Source organism: Psychromonas arctica DSM 14288, assembly GCF_000482725.1.
Lineage (GTDB): Bacteria > Pseudomonadota > Gammaproteobacteria > Enterobacterales > Psychromonadaceae > Psychromonas > Psychromonas arctica.
On record NZ_KI519477.1, the window covers coordinates 202301 to 226221 of the forward strand.

At 37.1% G+C, this 23921-nt stretch carries 22 protein-coding genes and 1 pseudogene; 11 read left to right on the forward strand and 12 right to left on the reverse strand.

All coding sequences use genetic code 11. The features are described from left to right. The first annotated feature begins 73 nt into the window (after positions 1-73). Positions 74-1093, forward strand: coding sequence for a porphobilinogen synthase (gene hemB / locus H592_RS0112475; RefSeq protein ID WP_182691666.1), 1020 nt, complete (start codon positions 74-76; stop codon positions 1091-1093). A gap of 300 nt (positions 1094-1393) precedes the next feature. Here the strand turns inward: hemB and H592_RS0112480 are convergent, their stop codons facing one another. Further along, a complete protein-coding gene (locus H592_RS0112480; RefSeq protein ID WP_028869055.1) occupies positions 1394-1741 on the reverse strand; it encodes a NirD/YgiW/YdeI family stress tolerance protein in 348 nt (115 codons plus the stop codon). A gap of 233 nt (positions 1742-1974) precedes the next feature. Further along, a complete protein-coding gene (locus tag H592_RS0112485) occupies positions 1975-2451 on the reverse strand; it encodes an NYN domain-containing protein (RefSeq protein WP_028869056.1) in 477 nt (158 codons plus the stop codon). A 166-nt stretch (positions 2452-2617) separates the two neighbouring features. On the opposite strand from H592_RS0112485, the gene H592_RS0112490 reads away from it, so the two are divergent. After that, a complete protein-coding gene (locus H592_RS0112490; RefSeq protein WP_028869057.1) occupies positions 2618-3004 on the forward strand; it encodes a SirB2 family protein in 387 nt (128 codons plus the stop codon). Between the two features lie 12 nt (positions 3005-3016). Then, positions 3017-3289 carry an Rdx family protein gene (locus H592_RS0112495; protein ID WP_028869058.1) on the forward strand — a complete coding sequence of 91 codons (273 nt, stop codon included), beginning with the start codon at positions 3017-3019 and terminating at the stop codon, positions 3287-3289. Positions 3290-3341: 52 nt separating this feature from the next. On the opposite strand, the gene H592_RS0112500 is transcribed toward H592_RS0112495, so the two are convergent. The 5 genes from H592_RS0112500 to H592_RS0112520 form a co-directional block, all read right to left on the reverse strand. Beyond that, entirely contained in the window at positions 3342-4121 is a 780-nt protein-coding gene (locus tag H592_RS0112500; RefSeq protein ID WP_037071812.1) for a siderophore-interacting protein, read from the reverse strand. Between the two features lie 215 nt (positions 4122-4336). Then, positions 4337-4903 (reverse strand): DNA-3-methyladenine glycosylase I, encoded by a 567-nt coding sequence (locus tag H592_RS0112505; protein ID WP_028869060.1) that lies wholly within the window; start codon positions 4901-4903, stop codon positions 4337-4339. 545 nt (positions 4904-5448) lie between these two features. Then, on the reverse strand, positions 5449-6129 hold the full coding sequence (locus H592_RS0112510) for a hypothetical protein (protein WP_028869061.1): 681 nt from the start codon (positions 6127-6129) through the stop codon (positions 5449-5451). Positions 6130-6616: 487 nt separating this feature from the next. Then, entirely contained in the window at positions 6617-6847 is a 231-nt protein-coding gene (locus H592_RS0112515) for a hypothetical protein (protein WP_028869062.1), read from the reverse strand. A 457-nt stretch (positions 6848-7304) separates the two neighbouring features. After that, the gene (locus H592_RS0112520; protein WP_028869063.1) at positions 7305-8591 is read right to left on the reverse strand and encodes a DEAD/DEAH box helicase; all 1287 of its coding nucleotides are present in this window, start codon (positions 8589-8591) and stop codon (positions 7305-7307) included. A 197-nt stretch (positions 8592-8788) separates the two neighbouring features. Between H592_RS0112520 and H592_RS0112525 the strand changes: the two genes are divergently transcribed. Then, on the forward strand, positions 8789-10384 hold the full coding sequence (locus H592_RS0112525; RefSeq protein ID WP_028869064.1) for an ABC-F family ATPase: 1596 nt from the start codon (positions 8789-8791) through the stop codon (positions 10382-10384). Between the two features lie 970 nt (positions 10385-11354). Here H592_RS0112525 and chrA read toward each other — a convergent pair. Together chrA and H592_RS0112535 are read right to left on the reverse strand one after the other, a co-directional pair. Then, positions 11355-12539: a chromate efflux transporter gene (gene chrA / locus H592_RS0112530; protein ID WP_028869065.1), complete on the reverse strand. Its 1185-nt coding sequence runs from the start codon at positions 12537-12539 to the stop codon at positions 11355-11357. A 147-nt stretch (positions 12540-12686) separates the two neighbouring features. After that, the gene (locus tag H592_RS0112535; protein WP_028869066.1) at positions 12687-13676 is read right to left on the reverse strand and encodes a hypothetical protein; all 990 of its coding nucleotides are present in this window, start codon (positions 13674-13676) and stop codon (positions 12687-12689) included. Between the two features lie 317 nt (positions 13677-13993). On the opposite strand from H592_RS0112535, the gene yddG reads away from it, so the two are divergent. Then, positions 13994-14932 carry an aromatic amino acid DMT transporter YddG gene (gene yddG / locus H592_RS0112540; RefSeq protein WP_028869067.1) on the forward strand — a complete coding sequence of 313 codons (939 nt, stop codon included), beginning with the start codon at positions 13994-13996 and terminating at the stop codon, positions 14930-14932. 530 nt (positions 14933-15462) lie between these two features. On the opposite strand, the gene H592_RS0112545 is transcribed toward yddG, so the two are convergent. Both H592_RS0112545 and grxB read right to left on the reverse strand, forming a co-directional pair. Then, positions 15463-16260 (reverse strand): glycine betaine ABC transporter substrate-binding protein, encoded by a 798-nt coding sequence (locus tag H592_RS0112545; RefSeq protein WP_211235664.1) that lies wholly within the window; start codon positions 16258-16260, stop codon positions 15463-15465. Between the two features lie 702 nt (positions 16261-16962). After that, positions 16963-17595 carry a glutaredoxin 2 gene (gene grxB / locus H592_RS0112550; RefSeq protein WP_028869069.1) on the reverse strand — a complete coding sequence of 211 codons (633 nt, stop codon included), beginning with the start codon at positions 17593-17595 and terminating at the stop codon, positions 16963-16965. A 295-nt stretch (positions 17596-17890) separates the two neighbouring features. Here grxB and H592_RS0112555 point away from each other — a divergent pair, with 295 nt between their 5' ends. From H592_RS0112555 to H592_RS0112565, 3 genes are all read left to right on the forward strand, one after another. Beyond that, positions 17891-18988 (forward strand): L-dopachrome tautomerase-related protein, encoded by a 1098-nt coding sequence (locus H592_RS0112555; RefSeq protein ID WP_028869070.1) that lies wholly within the window; start codon positions 17891-17893, stop codon positions 18986-18988. A 61-nt stretch (positions 18989-19049) separates the two neighbouring features. Next, a complete protein-coding gene (locus H592_RS0112560) occupies positions 19050-19340 on the forward strand; it encodes a putative quinol monooxygenase (protein ID WP_028869071.1) in 291 nt (96 codons plus the stop codon). A 91-nt stretch (positions 19341-19431) separates the two neighbouring features. Continuing rightward, positions 19432-20352 carry a LysR family transcriptional regulator gene (locus H592_RS0112565; RefSeq protein WP_028869072.1) on the forward strand — a complete coding sequence of 307 codons (921 nt, stop codon included), beginning with the start codon at positions 19432-19434 and terminating at the stop codon, positions 20350-20352. A gap of 208 nt (positions 20353-20560) precedes the next feature. Here H592_RS0112565 and H592_RS0112570 read toward each other — a convergent pair whose 3' ends face one another. Then, entirely contained in the window at positions 20561-21304 is a 744-nt protein-coding gene (locus H592_RS0112570) for a sulfite exporter TauE/SafE family protein (protein WP_028869073.1), read from the reverse strand. Between the two features lie 868 nt (positions 21305-22172). Between H592_RS0112570 and H592_RS0112575 the strand changes: the two genes are divergently transcribed. From H592_RS0112575 to H592_RS24930, 3 genes and pseudogenes are all read left to right on the forward strand, one after another. Then, positions 22173-22589 (forward strand): MAPEG family protein, encoded by a 417-nt coding sequence (locus tag H592_RS0112575; RefSeq protein WP_028869074.1) that lies wholly within the window; start codon positions 22173-22175, stop codon positions 22587-22589. A 128-nt stretch (positions 22590-22717) separates the two neighbouring features. Next, the gene (locus tag H592_RS0112580; RefSeq protein WP_028869075.1) at positions 22718-23356 is read left to right on the forward strand and encodes an SDR family oxidoreductase; all 639 of its coding nucleotides are present in this window, start codon (positions 22718-22720) and stop codon (positions 23354-23356) included. A 317-nt stretch (positions 23357-23673) separates the two neighbouring features. Next, positions 23674-23897: pseudogene (locus H592_RS24930) on the forward strand (transposase); the annotation flags it as partial. Positions 23898-23921 lie beyond the last annotated feature (24 nt).

Consider the following 23921-nt stretch of genomic DNA (forward strand, 5'->3'; position numbering starts at 1 on the left):
TTTATTAAGCCTCTATTTTTACTCATTATTCAGTCCCTAAAATAGACAGCTTTAAAAGGCTACAGGAATTATTATGACCGTTTCTCAAAGCTTTCCTGCTCGTCGTTTACGTAGATTACGTAAACACGATTTTTCACGTCGTTTAGTACAAGAAAACCGCCTCACTGTAGACGATTTGATTTACCCTATGTTTGTTGTTGAAGGCACCAATCGCCGAGAAACAATTCCTTCAATGCCAGGTATCGAGCGCTTATCAATCGACTTATTAGAAATTGAAGTCAAAGAATTAGCCGCATTAGGCATTCCTGCTGTCGCACTTTTCCCGGTCACTCCGAGTGAAATTAAGACAGAAATGGCGGAAGAAGCCTATAACGAGAATGGACTAGCGCAACGTGCAGTAAGACGCATTAAAGATGCTTGCCCAGAGCTAGGAGTGATCACCGACGTTGCTTTAGACCCTTTCACCACACATGGACAAGATGGCATCATCGATAGTGAAGGTTATGTATTAAATGACATCACGACTGAAATTTTAGTAAAACAAGCCCTTTCACACGCCCAAGCCGGTGCTGACATTGTTGCACCATCAGATATGATGGATGGCCGAATCGGTGCAATCCGTGAAGCCCTTGAAAATGCAGGTTTTATTAACACTCAAATCATGGCCTACAGCGCAAAATATGCATCTACTTATTACGGCCCTTTTCGAGATGCAGTCGGCAGTGCAGGTAACTTAAAAGGTGCTAACAAATTTACTTACCAAATGGACCCAGCAAACAGTGATGAGGCGATCCATGAAGTTGCCTTAGATATTCAAGAAGGTGCAGATATGGTGATGGTTAAACCAGGTATGCCTTATTTAGATATTGTACGCCGCGTTAAAACTGAATTAAAAGTACCAACATTTGCTTATCAAGTAAGTGGTGAATATGCGATGCATAAGGCCGCTATTGATAACGGTTGGTTAAAAGAAAGAGAATGTGTTTTAGAATCTTTATTATGCTTTAAGCGCGCAGGGGCGAACGGAATTTTAACCTACTTTGCAAAGCAGGTAGCTCAGTGGTTGAAAGAAGATCAAATTAAGCAGTTATAACAACTTAACTACCGTTGTTTGGTTACTTACTTTGCTGCCTAGTGAGTTAATTGCTTAGCGAGTTAATTGCTTAAGCGTTTATCGACACATATAAAAATGCCGCATTAATAAAGCGGCATTTTTGTAGCTTATAAAACGTTATGCTAATTCCGTTAATTTAATGATCAAATATTACGCAGGAAAAAGGATCTAGTTTAAGGCAAAATTTTCTGTAAATGGTTGTTCCATTTACAGAACTTTTAACGCGAAAATAGTTCCTTTTAACCAGTAAGATTGATCGGTTAGTTAGCAGAGTTGGTATTATTTAAGAAGCTCTAAATATTCGACATCAATCTTAGTTTCAGACCAATCACTATCCACTTCACCTGTAATACGAACTTTATCCTCAGGTGTTACTGTCACATGAGGAAAATCTTCGGGATCTATTTCAACCATCACCTCACCGCTTTGATCTTTGAATAAATAATGCTCAGCAGAGGTTTGTTTGACTAGCGAGCCTTGTAAGGCTACTTTGCTATCATCCGCTAACTCAATGGATTCCTTTACAGTAACAGTCTGTATTGATGTTGCTCCTGGCCCAACGAATGCAGCAAAAGTGCTAAGAGAAAATAAACTTGTGAATACAACAACGATTAAACCTTTAAACATAAATACCCTCTTTTTTAAAATCTAGATTCGTATAAAAAGTGAATGTAGCCTTTAATCCCATTGACTTTATTAACTAAAAAAATACTACTTAAACAAGTGTTTAAAGATAAAGTTAACGATTGATTAAAGCGCTCATTATTTCTGACTAATGAAATTAATGATCGTTCAAGTTAAATTTAAAGACGAAGTTAGATGAAGTTTGTAATGGTCAGTTGGGTTTGCTCGAGTTTCGCTCAGTTCAATAAATATTCATTTCCAATAGGATTAAATACGCTACAGGCATCTATTAATGCTTTAGCGGTTAACTTCGGTACGCCGTAGGCTTCTGTTGTGACTTGATAGACATCCTTTACTTTCTCTAACAAAATAGCAAAATCACCGTCACCCGTTAATAGAATGACAGTATCAACGGAAGCTGCAACTTCCATCACATCAATAGTGATACCCACATCCCAATCACCTTTAGCAGTGCCATCGCTGCGTTGTATATAAGGTTTAAGCTTAACGTGAAAACCAATATGTTTTAACACCTCTTGAAACTTTTGTTGTTGGTTATCTCCACGGTCAATGGCATAAGCAAATGCGCACACAATTTCGCCTTGCTCTGAGATGGTTTGCCATAATTTACGATAATTAAATTGTTTGCCATAAGCTTGGCGAGTAGTGTAATAAATGTTTTGAACGTCAGCAAAAACTGCAATTTTTTTCATTGAAAATGACCTAGATTCGATAAGCTAATGAATAGAATATGAAGCTTTTCAATCGTTTCAGCAAGCTTATTGTGTGATTAAGTAAAAAGACGATACCGTTAATTGAAATTAACATTCTTGAATAAAACGCGTAAAGTACATTACCCTCTTATTTTGGATAATTTTCATGGAAAATTTTTACCTACCAATTAAACACCTGCATATAACGCTAGTGGCTTTTAGTGTGCTATTTTTTATTATTCGTGCTGCTTTAATGTTTATCAATAAACCAATTCATCAACAAAAATGGGCTAAAATGTTAGCAAGGATTGTTGATACCTTCTTATTAATCTCAGCTATTATGCTTTGCTTTATCATTCATCAGTCGCCACTACTCGATAACTGGTTAACTGAAAAAGTATTCTGCCTTATCGCCTATATCATTTTGGCTTACATTGCCCTTTATCGCGCTTCGACTTTACCAACACAAATATTAAGTACAATTTTCGCCATAGGATGGGTATTAATTGCAGTAAAAATAGCAATATTGAAGCAAACCATTTTATTAGGCTAAGGGAATACTCATATGAATAAAATAGAAATTAAATATTGTTCAAAGTGTCGTTGGTTATTACGCGCTAGCTGGATGGCTCAAGAGGTATTAAGTACTTTTGAAGATGAAGTTGATGAACTCTCATTACTACCGAGAACGGGCGGTATTTTTGAAATCACGGTAAACGAACAGCTTATCTGGTCGCGCAAAGAAATGGGCGGATTTCCTGAAATAGCCGAACTTAAAAAATTGGTGAGAGATATTGTCGCGCCCGATAGAAATTTAGGCTGTATCGATAGAAAGTAGCAGTAATAACACCTTTCGCGTTATTACTACCTAATAAAGTGGTTAATAAAAGTTAGTTCGCCTCGGCATCTTCTCTTTTAATCACTTTATGTCCATCTTCAGTAATACCTGATTTCCAATAACTGCTGATATAGATATTGTCTTTCTCAACTTCTTTTTCATTACGGAAATAACCACGTAATGCACGCATATCGTCAAATTCACAAGCAACCCAAACCGACACTTTGCCCGACAACCAAGGTAACACCTTCACTTGTTCAATAAGTGATTCATTCTCTAACAACCACATAACCTGAATATTTTCAGGCGCATCAATTGATCGAATATCATCATGTTCAATTACTTTGATTACAGCATACCCTTTGGCGTCTTTAGGTAAATTGCGAATTTTTGCAGATAGCGCAGGTAACGCAGTCATGTCTGCCACAGCAAAGAACCAATCGGCATCGCTATTAATATCGAGAATAAGACCAGGACCGCCAACATAAATATTATCGCCAACCACCGCATTCATAGCCCAACGCGCAGCAAAACCACAGCCAGAGTCGGACGTTTCATGGCGAACAAAATCCACATCAATGGTACATTCGCTTCGAGAAAATTCAGCAATGGTATAAGTACGCATAACAGGTCGTTCGCCTTCTGCAAGCGCGCTTGGATCCGTGCTTCCCTCGGCACTAAAAAGAAGTTTTATATAACTTCCTTCACAGTGTTCAGGGAAATCAGCAAACTCATCAGCATGAAGTGTCACACGTTGCATATTGGCTGATATTTTTTCTGTTTTAATAACAATCGATTTTTTAGGTTTAGGCTTAGACTGTGGTTTTGACATTTGTTTACTTGATACCATTTCAACACTCGATAATAGTTTTCATTTAGATTTAAGCTTAGATTATCATTATAAATAAAAGTTTGGCAACGAAATGTATTCTTATTTTTTGATTAAAAATAAATAGTTTTTAGCTTGGCTCGCCTGCGACCATCGGATCATTTTGGTGATTGGCGGTAATAATTTAGTTCTGTCGAACATAGAGATTTTTAAATGTATTAGTGAGCATCAAAACGAAAACAGTCTGTTGTATGATCATTAATTAAACCAACAGATTGCATAAAGGCGTAAGTGGTTGTTGGCCCTAAAAACTTGAAACCTTTTTTCTTCATGTCTTTACTTATCTGGACAGATAACTCCGTTGATGCAGGCACTTCTTCTTTTGATTTCCAATTACCAACGATGGTTTTGTTGTCAGTAAATTGCCAGATATAGTCAGAAAAACTGCCGTACTCTTGTTGCACATTCAAAATGCACTGCGCATTATTAATAATCGCCGATATTTTAGCTCGGTGTCGAACAATACCTGCATCTAAAAGTAACTCTTCAATTTTTGCATCATCAAACGCAGCCACGCTTTTAAGATCAAACTGATTAAAGGCAGCGCGGTAGCCTTCACGTTTGTTTAAGATGGTATGCCAGCTTAATCCCGACTGACACAGTTCTAAAGAAAGTGCTTCAAATAGTTTTGTATCGTCATAGACAGGTACGCCCCATTCGGTGTCGTGGTAGTTTTCTTCAAGTTTGGTTTTTAAAGCCCAATGGCATTTTTTTGTTTCGTTCATTTGTAATGATGACCTATTGAGTCTGTTGGGTTTGTTTATATACAGTAATGAAAAGGTAAAGATTTGGCTAGCTTTGAGTTGGTTTGATTTTTACTTGGAAGGTTATTATTAGTTTTAAACTCGTCTTCGCTCGTCGGATCATTTAATTATTAATTGCAGTGGTTTCGCCCTGTCGGCGACTTTACTTTCTCTAAACCAGTAGAGAAAGTAAGCAAAGAGAACTGGCACCAACTCGCTTTTTAATCCCAATCAATTCCTTCATTTTAAACGTACCGTTTCGGACGTGCATCCATGCACTAGCCTCAACTAACCCAAACATCCTGTTTGGTTTTACTAAAATGAATCTATTGTTTGGGAAAGCTCAACGGTGGGAATGGATGTAGCCACATTGACCTAAGCTTTATCGTAACTAATTGATATAGCAAACTTCAACTATTGGATGCCCCATACTTTTGTTTTTAATCTATTTCTTCTGTAGCAAAAAATAAAAAACAGCGCCCCCTCATATGCCACGTTCGAGCACGAAGCGAGCTTACATATTTTACTTAAGTTGATCTACTGCACTCAATTTTATCATCGTGCAGATTTATATATAATATTTTAAGGTCTTCAATAACGTTAGATACAGACTCTAAACATCTACTAACGAAATCTGAATCAATAACAACAACACCAGAGAACTCTTTAATACCAATTTTTTGACTGACTAACTTTAAAATAGGTTTTTCATGCTTATTTGGTTTTAATATACTAAATCGACCATTACTGTGAGCAAAGCAATTCCTAACTTTACATAAATCAGTAAGAGTCTTCCAAGAAGGATTATCAATAAAGTAGTTATTATCTAAAACTGATGAGTAATATAGTTTTAATTTTTCAAGTAAGCTTCCATTTAAGTCATCAAGTTTCAACTTACAGCATTTATGTTCTCGAATATATTCTGTTAGTTCTTGCGTACAACTTTCAAAAACTGAAAATATAGTGATTAAATAAGGCCCCCAAAATAAGCGAGGATAAAATATATCCACTTTTTGATAAAGCTCTTGATGTAGATCTATAAGTTCATCTTCATCTAAAATTTGACTGCTTCTAAGTGCTTTTTCTAACTTATCTTTTTCACTAGCCTTTAACTTATCTAATGTTGATTTAATCAATTCAAAACCATCCTTTAAAGCATGTATTTCGATTGATATTGATGCCAATTTCATATCGGTATGAAAACTCATACGATTCACCTTTAATTTTCTAAAAATTCGATGCTCAGCTCAATGCACGGCTGCGATAACCCTATCGTTGAACTTTCCCAAGCGATAAATAACTTTCAGCAACAGCAAACAGGACGTTTGCTGTAAGTTCATCCGGCATACGGACGTGTCGTATGAGCTGGTGCGTTGAGAAAGTTCTACATTGCTTGAATTAGAAAGGGATTCGGTGCCAGTCTCTTTGCTTACTTTCTCTGCTGGCACAGAGAAAGTAGAGTCGCCGACAGGGCGAAAATACTGCCTACAAAAGTCAAAATGATCCGACGAGCGCAGACGAGCTAAACAAGCCAATAATATGCATTCCCACAGGGATAATGGGAACGAGCGAAAACTACAAAACTCAAATAGCAGATACAAAAAAGCCCCTATTATCACTCCAGTAATTCTCTACTGAAAAAATAATAAGAGCTTAAATTACGCTAAATTTTTGCGTAACTAAAAATCTAATCTTCTAACCGCCTACAAAATTATTTCTTGGGCCGTTTTGTTTCTTAGCACTGCCCGTTCTTGCACCTGAACGAACGCCATCTTTATGTGGAATTTTTGGCGCTTTTGGCTTCTTAATTTTCTTCTCGTGTGTGAAAGTGTTGGACAACCATTCATTGAAATCAACAATATCAATAAGTGAATAAACTACGAAACTCAATGTGGCTACGACAACACCACTGTTGAACTTTCCCAAGCTATTAACTCATTTTAGTAAAACCAAACAGGATGTTTGGGTTAGTTGAGGCTAGTGCATGGATGCACGTCCGAAACGGTACGTTTAAAATGTGTTAATAGATTGGATTAGAAAGTGACTCAGTGTCAGTTTCTTTGCCTACTTTCTTTTCTGATAAAAGAAAGTTTGGTCGCCGACAGGGCGAAAATACTGCCTACAAAAGTCAAAATAATCCGACGAGCGCAGACGAGCTATCACTCAAAACCTAGCTAGAATAATGAATCAAAAATATTATCAAAAATTCAATCGAACCAAATAATATGCATTCCTACAAGGACAATGGGAACGAGCCAAAAACTACAAAACTCAAATAACAGATACAAAAAAGCCCCTATTATCACTCCAGTAATCCTCTACTGAAAAAAATAATAAGAGCTTAAATTACGCTAAATTTTTGCGTAACTAAAAATCCAATTTTCTAACCGCCTACAAAATTATTTCTTGGGCCGTTTTGTTTCTTAGCACTGCCCGTTCTTGCACCTGAACGAACGCCATCTTTATGTGGAACTTTTGGCGCTTTTGGCTTCTTAATTTTCTTCTCGTGTGTACCTAATACAGAAGGCTGTAATGGTTCACCTGGTTCAAAACCTGCAAATATTTTGCGTGGGATAACCTTTTTAATAAGACGCTCAATATCTTTTAACAACTTGAACTCTTCTTGGCAAACTAATGAGACCGCTAAACCTTCATTGCCAGCACGGCCAGTACGGCCGATACGATGTACATAGTCTTCGCTTACATTAGGTAAGTCAAAGTTAACTACGTTAGGCAGTTGGTCAATATCAATACCACGTGCAGCAATATCAGTTGCTACTAATACTTGGATTTGGCTATCTTTAAATTGTGCTAATGCTTTAGTACGTGCGCCTTGGCTTTTATTACCATGGATAGCCGCACTTCGAATACCACGAGCATCCAAGTTTTTAACCAATCGGTTTGCTCCATGTTTAGTTTTTACAAACACTAAAACTTGGCGCCATTTATTATCAAGAATTAACTGGCTCAATAACGCCGTCTTTTTAGTTTTATCTACTTCATATAAAGCCTGTTCGATTTTCTCAACCGTTGTATTACGCGGGCTTACTGAAATCTCAACAGGGTTATTAACTAAGCCTTTTGCTAATGAACGAATTTCATCAGAAAAAGTCGCTGAGAATAATAAGTTTTGACGCTTAGCGGGTAACGCTTTAAGGATCTTTTTAATATCGTGAATAAAGCCCATATCTAACATACGGTCAGCTTCATCTAAAATTAACACTTCTAACTGTTGAAAGCGTACTGCATTTTGTTGATAAAGGTCTAATAAACGACCCGGCGTTGCCACTAAAATATCTATACCGCCACGTAACATTTGCATTTGCGGGTTAATTTTTACACCGCCGTATACCACCATGCTGCGTAATGGCATGTTTTGCCCATATTTTTGTACGCTTGCTTGCACTTGAGCCGCTAGCTCACGTGTTGGTGTTAATATTAAAGCACGAACTTGATTCGGTTTAGCGCGTTCACCTTTTTCTAGCATTGCTAATAATGGCAATGTAAACCCAGCCGTTTTCCCTGTACCAGTTTGCGCAGCAGCCATTACATCTTTACCTGCTAATACGGCAGGAATAGCCTGTTCTTGAATTGGTGATGGTGTTTCATAGCCAGCATTTTTCACTGCTTCTACTAACGATGCGGGTAAACCTAGGGAATCAAAACTCATAAAAAATCTCATTAAAATACGGCATATGCCTTAAGACGCGTAGCTTACCTTAAGGAACCTTTTCACGCTATCAGTTAGTTTCAACGGCAATGCATAAAATTCATACAATTCTAACGTGATTAACCTCGCATAATATGTATAATACCCCCCTTAAAAATGCCCATAAAAGCAAGACTTCAACAATTTAGGAATAAGCCGTGTTAAGTACAAATAACATCACCATGCAATTTGGTGCAAAACCACTTTTTGAAAACATTTCTGTAAAATTTGGTACTGGAAACCGTTACGGTTTAATCGGTGCAAATGGTTGTGGTAAATCAACTTTCATGAAAATATTAACCGGTGACCTTGAGCCTAGTGCAGGTAATGTGACCAGAGATCCTAACGAACGTATTGCTAAACTACACCAAGACCAGTTTGCTTTTGAAGAACACACAGTACTGGATACGGTATTGATGGGCCACAAAGAGATGTGGGAAGTCATGAACGAGCGTAATCGTATTTACTCTTTGCCGGAAATGACTGAAGCAGAAGGGATGCATGTAGGCGATTTGGAAAATCAATTCGCTGAAATGGACGGTTACACTGCCGATTCACGTGCTGGGGAAATATTACTAAGTGTTGGTATTCCACTTGAGCAACATTACGGTCCAATGTCAGACATTGCACCAGGTTGGAAACTACGTGTATTACTAGCACAAGTGCTTTTCTCAAATCCAGACATCATGTTACTCGATGAGCCAACCAATAACTTGGACATCGATACTATTCGTTGGTTAGAAACTGAATTAAAAGCACGTCAATGTACTATGGTAATCATCTCGCATGACCGTCATTTCTTAAATTCAGTCTGTTCGCACATGGCAGATATCGATTATGGCGAACTACGTCTTTTCCCTGGTAACTACGACGAATACATGACGGCGGCAACACAAACTCGTGAACGTTTGTTATCTGAAAATGCGAAGAAAAAAGCACAACTATCTGAGTTACAAGACTTTGTAAGTCGTTTCTCTGCAAACGCATCAAAAGCTAAGCAAGCAACATCTCGAGCCAAACAAATGGATAAGATTGAACTCGCAGAAGTTAAAGCATCTAGTCGTGTCAATCCTTACATCGTATTCAAACAAGAGAAAAAACTGTTCCGTAATGCATTAGAAACAATATCGATGACAAAAAGCTTCGATGAGAATACCTTATTCAAAGACTTAAGCCTGATGATTGAAGTAGGCGAACGTGTTGCTATCATTGGTCAAAATGGTGTCGGTAAAACAACTTTACTACGCACTTTAATGGGCGAAGTTGAATTATCATCTGGTGAGTACAAATGGTCTGAAAATGCACAATTAGGTTACTACGCACAGGATCATTCATCTGACTTTGAAAAAGACCAAAATCTAATGGATTGGATGGGTCAATGGATGCAAGAAGGTGATGATGAGCAAGCTGTTCGCGGAACTTTAGGGCGTTTATTGTTTGGTGCTAATGACATAACTAAGTCTGTAAAAATCATTTCAGGTGGTGAGCAAGGCCGTATGTTATTTGGTAAGTTGATGATGAACAAACCAAATATTCTATTAATGGATGAACCAACCAATCACTTGGATATGGAATCTATTGAATCATTAAACTTAGCCTTAGAGAACTACGAAGGTACTTTATTGTTTGTAAGTCATGACCGTGAGTTTGTATCTTCACTAGCAACTCGTATTATTGAAATTAAACAAGACGAAGTTATTGATTTCCATGGCACTTATGAAGAATACCTAAAAAGCCAAGGTGTTCAAGCATAAGCAATTAGTGATCACTTACTTGCTTTAAGTTTTCAGCTGTTTAGTGCCGAAGACTAACCACTTTAAAATCCGATGCCCATAAAGCATCGGATTTTTTATGCCTTTTATTTACTGTCGAATCCCCCCCCTGTAACCACAAAGGACAAAGAGTGCATAAAATTAGGTCAAAAGCTGGTTAACCACGAAGGCACGAAGTGAAAAGAAGGTTAGGTCAAAACACATTTAAACTTTTTTATCTTTTACCTTTGTGCTCTCCGTGAAGCGAAGCACTTCGTGGTTAATATCGCTTTTTATAATCAAAAGCTAAATAACCACGAAGACACGAAGTGAAAAGAAGGTTAGCTCAAAACACACTTTAAACTTTTTATCTTTTACCTTCGTGCTCTTCGTGAAGCGCTTCGTGGTTAATATCAATTTTTAAAATCAAAAGCTAAATAACCACGAAGACACGAAGAAAAAAGAAGGTAGATCAAAACATACTTTATATTTTTGCCTCTTTTATCTTCGTGCTCTTCGTGAAGCGCAGCGCTTCGTGGTTAATATCGTTTTTTATAATCAAAAGCCAATTAACCACGAAGGCACGAAGTTAAAAGAAGGTTAGGTCAAAACACACTTTAAACTTTTTATCTTTTACCTTTGTGCTCTCCGTGAAGCGAAGCACTTCGTGGTTAATATCGCTTTTTATAATCAAAAGCTAAATAACCACGAAGACACGAAGTGAAAAGAAGGTTAGCTCAAAACACACTTTAAACTTTTTATCTTTTACCTTCGTGCTCTTCGTGAAGCGCAGCGCTTCGTGGTTAATATCGTTCTTTAAAATCAAAAGCTAAATAACCACGAAGGCACGAAGTTAAAAGAAGGTAGATCAAAACATACTTTATATTTTTGCCTCTTTTATCTTCGTGTTCTTCGTGTTCTTCGTGAAGCGTAGCGCTTCGTGGTTAATATTGTTTTAATAGTCATGGAAAGGTTAAATAAAGCCTAACATTGCGCCAGCAACTGCAAATAACAGTACTAAAAACATAATTGGGCACTTAAGGCACTTTAATAAATAGAACCCGAGCAATACTAGCGCCATATCTAGCCCATTAAAAACGGCACTTATAAATACAGGTTGATAAAGTGCACTCACCAATAATCCGACAACGGCAGCATTAACACCATTAATAGCAGCGGCTAGATTAGGTATTTTCGATAAGCGCTGCCAATGACTCAAACAACTTAACAACAATAAAAATCCCGGTAAAAATACAGCAATAGTGGCAACTAAAGCGCCTAAAATAGGCGAAGAGGGTAAAATAAAGTACCCAATATAAGTCGCAAGAGTAAACATCGGACCGGGTACTGCTTGTGCAATCGCATACCCCGTTAAAAACTGATCAGGAGTTACTTGCCCCTCGACAATATTCTGCAGTAAAGGTAATACCACATGCCCTCCACCAAACACTAAACTGCCCGCTTGAAAAAAGTCAGAAAACACAGAAAAGACTTGTGGCATAGACGGCAGTAATACGGTCATAATTGGTAGAAAAAATAAAAGCAGCAAAAATACGATAAGCGGAACATGGTTGATTGAGGAGGTCAGTACTTTCATTGCACTTTGTGTCCCCTTTTCAACACCTTCCATTTTATTCTCTTTTAATAAAAATCCCCCCACTAACGCGGCAATAATTAAAACCAAAATTTGACTTAATAATCCCGGTATTATTAATAAAGTGGCTGCGGTCAATAGGCATAAAAAAATGCGCGTTTTATCTTTACAGAAATTTTGATACATCATTAAGACAGCATCAAAAACTACCACCACGGCTAATAGCTTAAGGCCATGCATAACAGACAGGAAAAGCTGATCGCCAGCTAATTGTCCGGCACTTATTGCCAGTAATAACATGATAATAATGGAAGGTAAGGTGAACCCTAGAAAAGCACAACAAGCTCCAGCTAATCCCGCGCGATGATAACCAATAGCAAAACCGACTTGGCTTGAGCCCGGCCCGGGTAAAAACTGACTTAACGCTACGAAATCAGCATATTGCTTCTCACTTAACCAAGCTAAGCGTTGTACAAAGGTTTGTCTAAAGTAGCCAATATGAGCAGCTGGACCACCAAAACTAATAAAACCTAATACAAAAAAAGTTTTAAATATTTCCCACATACTTTTATATCCTGATACAAAGAGATAGCAATGACTGATATTTTAAAATAGTCGAAAATACAGGATCAATATGACAAGAGGATGACACGCAGTTAACTAGGTAAACAGTTTTTATTACAGTCTCTAAATAGATTTTTTGTGTTTAACCTATTTCAGTTTTTTTAATGATAAGTGTAAATACTGCAAATCATTACTCCATAACTGTAAGAATTTTCGTGATTTATCTTTATTGCTCAAACATTTTGCAAATAGAATAATATTGGCACCAATCAAATCACTACTTTTTTGTATCGCATACTTTTTTAACAACGCCTGCTGAAAAGGTTTAATTGGAATAGCAAGATCCTTAGCCTCTGCAACATTCAACCATAAAAGATCTTTGTCGGCATGACTTATTGCTCCCCAGTACATACGAGGTGCAAAATTTTCTAGTACTTCTACCTTAGTTAAAGACACAAACAAATTCTTTGCACGCCACTTATGCTTATCACTGGTATAAACCCACACATCAGAAGTAGCTAAAGAGCTATTATTTAACAAGCTCTTTAATAACTTAGGCAATGTTTGTTTAATGCTTTTTTTAACAACTTTTCTTGACGATAAATTCAAGTCAGCAATGTCTTCTAATTCAGTTTCTACTTCAGTTCCAGATTCAGATTCAACCTTAATTATTGAAGTTGTTTTCAAGCTGTCGCTTTTAGTTGTTTGATTACGCAAAGGCTCTATCTTGGCTGAAAACTTGCTGGAAAAATCGATTGTAAATCCATCTTCAAATTCACTACTTTGTTGTAACTTTTGTTGCCCTTCATGCTTATGTTTAGTGACAGATTGCGTTTTATCTTTATCGTTTTCCGGTAAGCTTATTTTGGGGCGGCTATTTAGCGCTGAGCAGGTTGGCAAATGATAACGAGAGCCAAAACAAGCTTGTTTACCATCTTTAGAAGCGCGCCTAAAATAAGCGTTCTGTAAACATTCAGGGCAAAATAATGAATGTCGGTATAGTGCAATTTTTTCATCCGACAGTAATTTAAATTCAAAAATAGAGAAAGTAGTTTGCGTTTGTATCTCATCTTCTATCGACTGAGCATCACGTTCAACGTCATCTTTCTTAGGTAAAATGCAAATGGCATCCAACATCAACTTCTCTCTATAACGTTATAAAATAAAGCACTCATAAAAGCACAGCTGTAAAACCACAATAATAACTATCTTAGCAAGATATCTCATCAATAAACTTTGCTAGTGTGCATTAAATGATGGTTATCTTTAATTCACTTTTTTAAGTCAATGTTTTTTAAGTCATGCTTATAACTCTATCTTTTTAAACCAGTGTTTTTAAGTCAAATAACAACGACTATCAATACTGTTAAATAAGCACGTTAATGTATTGCATCCAAATGATTAAATACGATAATGTGATACTAATTCTAATCTAATGATAACGTTGGTTTTTTATGTCTTTTATTAATGAAAATAAATATACGTTTTATGGCATTGTTGCGATCCTGCTTTGGAGTTCTGTCACCGCCTTGATCAGAGACTTATCAGAGTTATTTAGCCCTATCGCAGGGGCAGCCATGATGTATAGTGTCAGCGCTATTTTTTTAATGTCTGTTATGGGCGTACCTAAAATAAAAGACTATCCGATACGTTACCTGTTGATCGGTGGGGTTTTATTTGTCACCTATGAAATCTGCTTAGCACTGTCTTTAGGCATGGCAAATAGTCGACATCAAGCGATGGAAATGTCTATTATCAATTACCTATGGCCTGCATTGACCATATTATTGAGCGTGCTAATCAGCCCTAAAAAAGTAAATATATTAGTATACCCAAGTATTCTTATTGCTTTTACGGGTGTCGGATGGTGTATTGCCGGCGACCAAGGTATTTCATTAAATACCTTGATGAATAATATTTCAGGTAATCCAATAACCTACTTAATGGCCTTTTCAGCCGCCTTCATTTGGGCTTTCTATTGCGTAATTACTAAAAAAATCAGCAACGGAAAAAATGCTATTGTGCTATTTTTTGCGGCTACCGCGATAACGTTATGGGTAAAATACTTTTTCAGTAATGAACCCAGCTTGCACTTTACTCTTCCATCAACGCTAACATTAATTATTTCAGGCATAGTAATAGGAACGGGTTATGCTTTATGGAATCAAGCAGTAATAGGCGGCAATATCATTTTATTAGGTACCATCTCCTATTTCACCCCTGTCTTCTCTACGCTTTTTGCTTCTGTTTATTTATCAATTTCACTAACAAGTTCATTTTGGAAAGGTGTCGCTTTAGTGACCTTAGGGTCATTGATCTGCTTTTTAGTGACAAGAAGCAAACCTACTGCGAATAATACAACCGAGACAAACGGTAGCAACGCCATAAAGTAAAGGTTTGATCGCCGACAGATTACCTCGGTTGACGCACTAGATAGCGGTACGTCGACTGTTTATCAAAAAGCAATTGATAATATTTCAAATCAATTGCATTTTTCTGCTGTAAAAAACGCTAGTAATTTTAGTCCACCTAAAGACATAGACGCTACAATATTCGATGTTAAAACCTTTAAAGAAGCGTATCCGCTTATTGATATCGCTTAGGGCACAAGCGACCTTTTAATTTGAAAGACCGATAACATTAGGCATGGCTACAATCACTATTTATTAAAATCGGCTTTTCCCTTGTTTGAGTGCTTTTTCAAAGACAACTTTCTAGGCATCCCTTTCTATGTGTTTTTTAAACAGGCGACAAGCCTACTTGAATGAATGGAATCACGAGAATGCTTTATTGGATACAACAATGCCGAGAATAGTTGACGGCATTGTTATATGAAGGCTTATAAGCAGCACATTAACCTTGCAAACCAAGCGCATGATATGGGCTCTAGTGGAGAGGGCTAACGTAGAGGGCGATGAGTGACTTAAGAAGAATGACTTAAGAAGCCATTCGCCGCTAACCAGTCATGAGTCACTTGATCCTGAAGCTGCCCTTCACGGCAAACTTTGTGATCCAACTCTGCAATGATTTCGTTAGAGAAACGCAGAGAGTCTAATTTTTTAATTTGTTGCTCAGTGAACAACTCTTTTTTATCATCTCTTAATAACAGAACCGCTCTATCTACAATACCTAACAGTCCTTTAGGCTCTTTAATTTCACGAATATTATAACGGTAATGTAGAAATTGAGGTTTCCATAATGGAACAATAATCCATTCTTTATTCGCCACAGCTTGCTCATAGGCATTAAAACAATCGTCTTCTGTTCCTGTGAAAAACTCATAACCAGTATTGCTTAAGCCATAGTCTTCCATCATTTGAATAGAAAAACGAGTAATCCCCGCCCCTGCGTTGATCCCTTGAATTTTTTTACGCATTTTATTGGCAACGTCGAGCTTTAATAAATCAGCAACCTCTGAAACTTGATCTGCAGGTATATAGTCTGGCACTCCCCAATGCGCATAAGGTTGATAGTGCAACCCCAACTCAATAAGTGGTTGAATCTCTTCAACATCAGCTTTATAGATCCCATGGCTTGAAGGTAACCAGGCAGAAGCAAGCATATCAACCTCTCCTGATTTTAGTTTTTTGAAGTTTTCTTGATGAGGAGAAAAGATTCGTTCAACCTCAAATCCCATATCAGTCAATACATTAGCCACTAATGACGCGGTTGTGTGATGGAAAGATAAGTCAGTCACCCCCATTGTAATTTTTGTTGTCATTTTAAATTTCCTCCTATTAATAAGATGAGTCACATCATATTGCTAAACAACAGAGTTAAAAACAGCTTTAAAAGCGAATTATTTTCAAAATAAATTTGATAATTATTACTGAGTAGAAAGGTCATCATTGTATTGCTATTAATACTTATTTTTGAAGAAATGCCCGCAAGGGTTGAGGATAAACAAGCACTCGCAAGTGTATTGACTCAATGATTTATATTTATGCTAAAAAAACATATTGTAATTGGCAGCTTTGTTGATAAAACGGCCAATTAAAGGCAAGTTGCTTTGCTCATCCCCCCATTACCAAGCATGATGTAAATAACAGCAAGCCGTAAGGTGAGCAGGTTTTACGTATAAAGGTAAAGACATAAAGTTGAAGATATAAAGTTGAAGGTCTAAGGGTTAAATCGAGACTTTATTCGTCTTTCACAACAGGAACGAAATGATTACCTGCGATTTACCCTGAGGGTCGCTAACTCGAACTTCAATACTGCGTTGTAGCATTCGATAAGGACGAGTCATTTAAGAGGTAACGACTTTTTTAACCACCTACCGATAGAATTAACGAAGTTAATTGCTCCAAAGGTCATAGTGCTACACCTTGTTATGAAGTCCGAGTAAGCGACTGATTAATACATCTTGATTGCTAACGGGTATAGATTACTAAATAATGACGGTTGCTCTAAAGCAAACATAAAATCACTTTAATAGTGGAATACTAGTGTCTTTACTTATCTTATTCAGCCAAGTTTGCAGTTGCACTGGCCATTGAATTGATGGTTCACAACAGTAACCACGTAATAACGAGAAATAAATAGCTTGGTCAACTAAAGATAGTTGTGCATAACCTGCTTTAAATGTTAATTGCGCTTCAGTCTCTTGTAAAAAAGCATTGCTATCAATCACTGCCTCTTCGGGTTTCTCAATAAGTTCAGTAAAGTTCACCGTATCAGTTTGTTTACGATCCAACCAAGCTTGACGAGCTTTTTCACTAGAAAACTCCTCAAGGTCAAGTGAATACCAGCGAGGGTAACCAATGCGAAGTAAAGAATTAAATGAGCGAGACTGCCAATCTAATGCTTGTTGACTCACTTCTCGCACTTCATCACTACCTGCTAACTCTATTAAATAGGCAATGATAGCATCGCTTTCGACCATCACTTGTTCGTCATCTTTAACTAAGATAGGCACCATTTTTTTGCCAATGAGTGTGTTAGGTGTTTGAGTATCGTCGTAGGCAAGCACAACCGTCTCCAGTTTAATCCCCAAGCTCTTTGCAACATATTGCACACGAGAACAAAAAGGACAGTGTTCATAAATATATAATTTCATTCGCTACTCCATAATAAAGGCATAATGTTGCATTACAACCAAAGTAAGACAACCAGATCAATGCTACCTTAGCCTATCGAGCCGCCTCCAAATAGCATCTAATACTAGAAACAGTTTCCTGTTTAAATTGAAAATATCGTGTAGTGAACACTCAGAAAATAATGACATTCGCTGAATTAAAATAGATTACCAAATATTATTGGATAATCTTTCAAATATTACCCTGTTTATAAATATTTATTTAATTTCTATAATGGTCGCATCTAAACAGTTAACCCAAACAGGACGTCATACTATGAAACAGTTAAAAACGCTTCTTGCACTAAGCACGGCACTTATTTTAAACACAGCATCTGCTGCGACCAGCGATTTAGAAATCGTTGCTAAATTTGATGGTAGCCGTCCGGGTAATCCGACAGTGACATCAGAAGGACGTATCATTCTTTCAATGCAACCTTTAGATGGACCGGAATTTCGAGTTGTAGAACTAATGGCAAATGGCGATCTTAAACCATTTCCAACGGTTGACTGGGCTGATGGACCAGAGAAAGGTGAAGTGGGTTTAGCGTCAGTGATCGGAGTCGACTCAACTGCTGATGGTGTTGTTTATATTCTAGATATGGGTAGCCAAACTTCAGCTCCACAAATCCTAGCTTGGGATAGTGTGAACAATAAACTGGTTAAAAATATCAAAATTGATAAAGAAGCAATAGTGGCTAACTCTTTCCTTCAGGATTTCGCGCTAGATAGCAAGCGTAATATGATGTACATAGCCGATACAACTTTAGGTAACTTAGTCGGTGAATCAAAATCTGCATTTGTTGTGGTTGATTTAGAAACCGGTAAAGCGCGTCGTGTTTTAGAGTCTCAAGCTGAATTGATGTCACCTAAGCATAAAGTAGTGATCAACGACTCTGTCATGGGTACTAAGCGTGAAGATGGCAGTAAAGATGCCCTTTACCTTGGTCTTAACCCAATTACTATCGACGCAGAGAATGAGTGGGTTTACTTTGGTTCTGTGAATGGCGATAAAATCTATCGTATTCCCGCAGCAGTGCTCGCTGATCAGAAAGTTTCAAAGCAAAAACAAGCTGCGAGCATTGAATTTTACAGTGAGAAAAGACCAAGTGATGGAATGATCATTGATTCTAAAGGCAATATTTACGTTGGCGATGTTGAGAAAAATGCCATTGCGGTGTCAAATAAAGATGGATACAGTATTCTAGCGCAGGATAAGCAGTTACTTGATTGGGCTGATGGTTTTTCAATTGATAAGAAAAACGGTTATCTATACATGACACAAAATCAACTGCACCTTCATCCAGCTCTAAACGAAGGTGAGGAAGGTAGCAGCAAGCCTTATCATATTTTGCGCATTAAATTGCCAGAGTAATAAAGGATTTATATTTTTTTAAATTGTTATAACCACTTAAATTACCAATAAGGAATAGCGCATGACTCAACTCACTATTATTGCCAATATTATTGCTAAAGAAGACAAAATTGAATTAGTAAAATCTGAGCTTCTTAAACTTATCGACGTGACTCGTGCAGAACAAGGGTGTATTAATTACAACTTGCATCAGGATAACGAAGCTCCTAAGCACTTCTTATTCTATGAAAACTGGGAGTCACGTGAACTGTGGCAAACTCACATGGATAACCAACACCTAAAAGATTACTTGGCTGCAACAGAAGGTGCAGTCGATACTTTTACGCTCAATGAAATGACCAGCATCGCTTAATGTCATAACATGACAACTATCACCAATACAAGCTGACTCTTAATGAGTCGGCTTTTTTAGTTTTTGCTAGATCAAAAAGAAGGAGACGCTTATGCTACTGGAAGACTTACAAGTTATACTTAAAGTCGCTGAATTTCGCAGTATTACTGGAGCAGCGACAGCACTAGATATGCGTACTGCAACAGCAAGTGCAGCTGTAAAGCGAGTAGAGGCATCGCTGGGAACAGAGTTATTTATTCGTACTACTCGGCAGCTACGATTATCCAGTGCAGGGGAACGTTACCTACCTGAGTGTGAAAAAGCCTTGTTGGTGCTGGAACTCGCCAAGCAGAATATGCAGGAAAGTTTAGAGTTTATCGAAGGAAGTATTCGCATCGCCCTTTCCTCTGACTTAGGCCGTAACTTAGTGACTCCTTGGCTTGATGAATTTATGGATGCAAACCCTAAGGTGACGCTAAGAAGTAATATCAGTGACAGTAATATCGATTTTTACCGCGACTCGATAGATATGGCACTACGCTATGGTTCCCCAAATGATTCTGGCATGGTCGGCTTTAAGATATGTGATGTGCCACGCGTATTATGCGCAACTCCTGAATACCTAGAAAAAAATGGCACGCCAAATCACCCCAATGATTTATTGGATCACAATGCGTTGTTCTATCAATTGCATGATATGTTGCAGAACACTTGGAAGTTTTCTAACGGGGAACAAGACTACAAAATAAAGTTAACTGGAAATCGTGCTTCTAACGATGGAGACTTAGTGAGACGTTGGTGCGTTTCAGGCAAAGGTATCGCCATTAAATCCTGTTTAGACATGTCTGAAGACTTACTTTCCGGCAAGGTGATCAGCTTAATGCCAGAATATAAAACCACAGCAACAGAATTGTGGTTGGTTTGCCCAAGTAAACAATCAATCACACCAAGTGTTAGATTATTACGCGATCTCTTTAGACAAAAAACGGGTGATATTTTAAGTAAATTATCTACCAGTGGGATTATTAAATAACCTAATTGACAGTAATAAAATGCGAATAGTTGATCATTGCTAGATCATTTAAGCGGTAAAACTGTGTCCGTACTCGTGCGAATAATACTGTAATTAATGGTTTAATTAATGATGCAATACCCTATGACTTATTTTGAGGTCAAGTGTAATAACCATTTAATTCATTAAGTACGTTATTTAATCGGTTAAATAACAAAAACTATTTCCACTAATAAATAGTTGCTAAACCTGAGTAAAGCATCTTACAACCAGTAATAAATAAAACTGAGTAGCTTATTTTATAAATTAACTCCTGTGAAATAATGTTAACTAACCACACCCCCGTTCTTACTCCTAAAAAAGCAACGGGTATTAACACTAACGATGTTTTGAGGTTTTCTGCATCAAGCTGTCCTAGGTAACTATAGGGAATTAACTTGATAAAATTAAGCAGAGCAAAAAAGACCACACTGGTACCAATTAGTTGCTCTTTTGGTAACTTTTTAGGTAACAAGTACATACTTGCAGGAGGCCCACCAGCATGAACCAGTGTGCTTGAAAACCCAGAAATCATACTGAGTGCATAACCTCTTTTTGCAGAGGTTGATTGGTTTTTTCCAAGTAAAAATTTTTGGCCAAGAAAAGTTAAAGCTAAACCACCAATAATTAATTCCACAATATGCGAAGGCAAGCTGCCCATAAAGTATGAAGCAATCACCACACCGACTACCGCATAGGGAAGCATGTTTTTCAATTCAGCGTAATTACAATTTTCTCGATGATAAATAAGCGCCATTAAATCCATAATACACAGTAACGGAAGTAAAACCGCCGCAGCTTGGATTGGCGAGACAGTCATTGCCATCAATGGCACTGAGAGCATGCCTAATATGCCACCAACACCACCTTTCCCCATGCCATAGAAAAAGACAGCAGGAACGGCTGCAATATAAAACCAAATATCAGTGATCATTTTTTACTCTAAAAATTATTAACATGGGTGCAATCGAAAAAATGCTATCGAAAAAGTACTATCTAAAAAGCGTTGTAGAGATCCCAGCAAGGAAACTTAGGTTTCATTCAAAACTTACTGTACTTAAAGCAACCGTAATAATTTGCTACACTTTGATGTAGGTAATAGTTAGCGCTAAAAATAGGTTTGTATTCTGTTATCAAATAAAGACAACAAAATTAAAGATAACTGCTATTAAGACGATTGGTATAGGTGATTGTAAAGCGGCATCTACTAACGATAAACAGGCTAATAATTGAATTTCTTTCCACAATTAATTGACAATTAAAGTTTTCATTTACAATTTAGACTTAATTTCACGCAGAAAAGATGACTTTATTTGAGGAGTAAATTAATAAATATGTTTTTATTTTTAAGCCAGTTACAACGATATAGCGAGTTAATTTAAGGATAAAAATAGCCTATAACCCATTACGTCGTTTTGCATATACTAGAAAATCTCACACTTAAGAAAATCCTCCACTTAGAACAAGCCCCATATAAAGTGGTTACTTACAGGTGCTTGTTAACGAAACTCAGCCAACACTTCAATACTCACTTTCTAGAGCACTATTGATGACATAATTTGCTATAAAAAGGTTACAAAGTAGACATTATTTTGCATCCCATAGATTAAGAAGTAGTTATAGTTTTTTTGATTTAGTAGAAAAATGATATGTGTAGATCTTACAACTCCCCTGTACTTATTGCATATTTTTTATAGAAGAAAATCATTTTCCCCTTATATAACCAAGCATTACAGAAGGCATTACAGCTGGCATGATAGTTGCAATTTTACTGTTATTGAATTTATAAAAGGAAAATAAAAATGAACGAAGTTGCCTACTCAGGATATATAGCGTTTTATTTGTATTTAGTGATGCTACTCATTCAGTGGATAGTTGCCACCTTTAGTAAATCTAAGCAACCAGATGCTGTGCCAGGGAAAATTAATGAAAACCTATCTCATGATAGTTTTGTTTTTAGAGCACATCGCACCTTCCACAATACGTTAGAAAACAGTGCTCTATTTGTGGGAACGGTTCTCTTAGCATTTGTGCTCAACGTTCAAAGCCCTATCTTTGCTATTTTCATATGGACTTACCTTATTGCCAGAATTGTGCATATGGTTTTGTACTATGTAATTGCAACCGAAAAAAATCCAAGTCCTCGTACCTACTTCTTTTTGATTGGCGTTGTGGCAAATATAGCCATGTTGGTGATATTGGGATTAAGGCTTATCTAGCACTAAGCAACAAAGAAACAAAGAAACAATCTATAACGGATTCAGTGAGCAATACCAGTTAACTATTACACCTAACTGTATAAATTTAACTACATAAATCTAACTACATAAATCTAGAAGGAGATAAAATGAAACAAACATTAATTATTGGAGCAAGTGGACAAATTGGTAAAAAACTTACCCAATTAATGCTAGATAACAACCAGCATGTAGTAGCGCTAGTGCGTGATAAAAGTAAGTTATCAGATATCCATAATGACAAACTATCAATTATTGAAGGTGACCTGAGCAAAGATTTTGAGCATGCTTTCAAGCATTGTGAAGATGTTGTTTTTGCGGCGGGATCTGGCGGCCACACAGGTGCAGATAAAACCATACTTATTGATTTATGGGCAGCTTGTAGAGCTGCTGATTACGCCAAAAACAATGATCTGAAACACTTTGTAATGGTCAGTTCAATAGGTGCCGACACGCCATCAAAAGGATCTGAAAGTATGCAACCCTACTTAGTTGCTAAGCATATGGCTGATGAACATCTAATACGCAGTGGTTTACATTACTCTATTATTCGTCCTGGAATGCTTACTAATGACGCAGAGAAAGGTAAGTTTACCGACCAGCAACCAGAGCAAAAAGACCAAGCGACCATAACGCGAGATGACGTTGCCAAAGCACTTTTATTTACGCTGAACAACCCACCTATAAAAAGTACTATTACCAAGATTTTTAACGGTAGCAAACGTATTTCTGAAGTATTACCATCATAAAATATTGATTCCTATGACGCTCAACATGCATTATTTTGTCAATAGCAGGCAGCAAAATAAAATCTGATGGCATTCTGAGGGAGTAACCACATTAATACTCCCTCAGTCATTATAAAATAATGTGTTACCTATTTCATCGCTACAACTGAAGTTGTACTGAACAGTACCATCACAACAGTACCAACACTTTGTCTCAGATGGTCTACCTTGTTTTACAGCAGTTACCGAGGCAAAATGTAAATATTTCAGTACGGTTACTGTTTAGTACTGTTACTGATGGTATCACCGAAAGTGTTAGCAGAGAACAGTTTATTTGAGTTAACACCATGATTGCTAATGTAAAAACCAATAATGGGCACTTACCACTCAATTAAAGCAAAGCATTTACCAAGGTAATTAACTGAATATTGTTATAGGTTCAATCGGCGTTTTATTCTTAAATATATGCTACCTAGGTTTAGTACCTAGGTTTAGGTGCGTTGCTTTACGTACTCCATCGATGCCACAACATTATTTAAGCATGACTGAGTTTTATGGGTAATCAGGAGAATTTAAGATCTGTAAT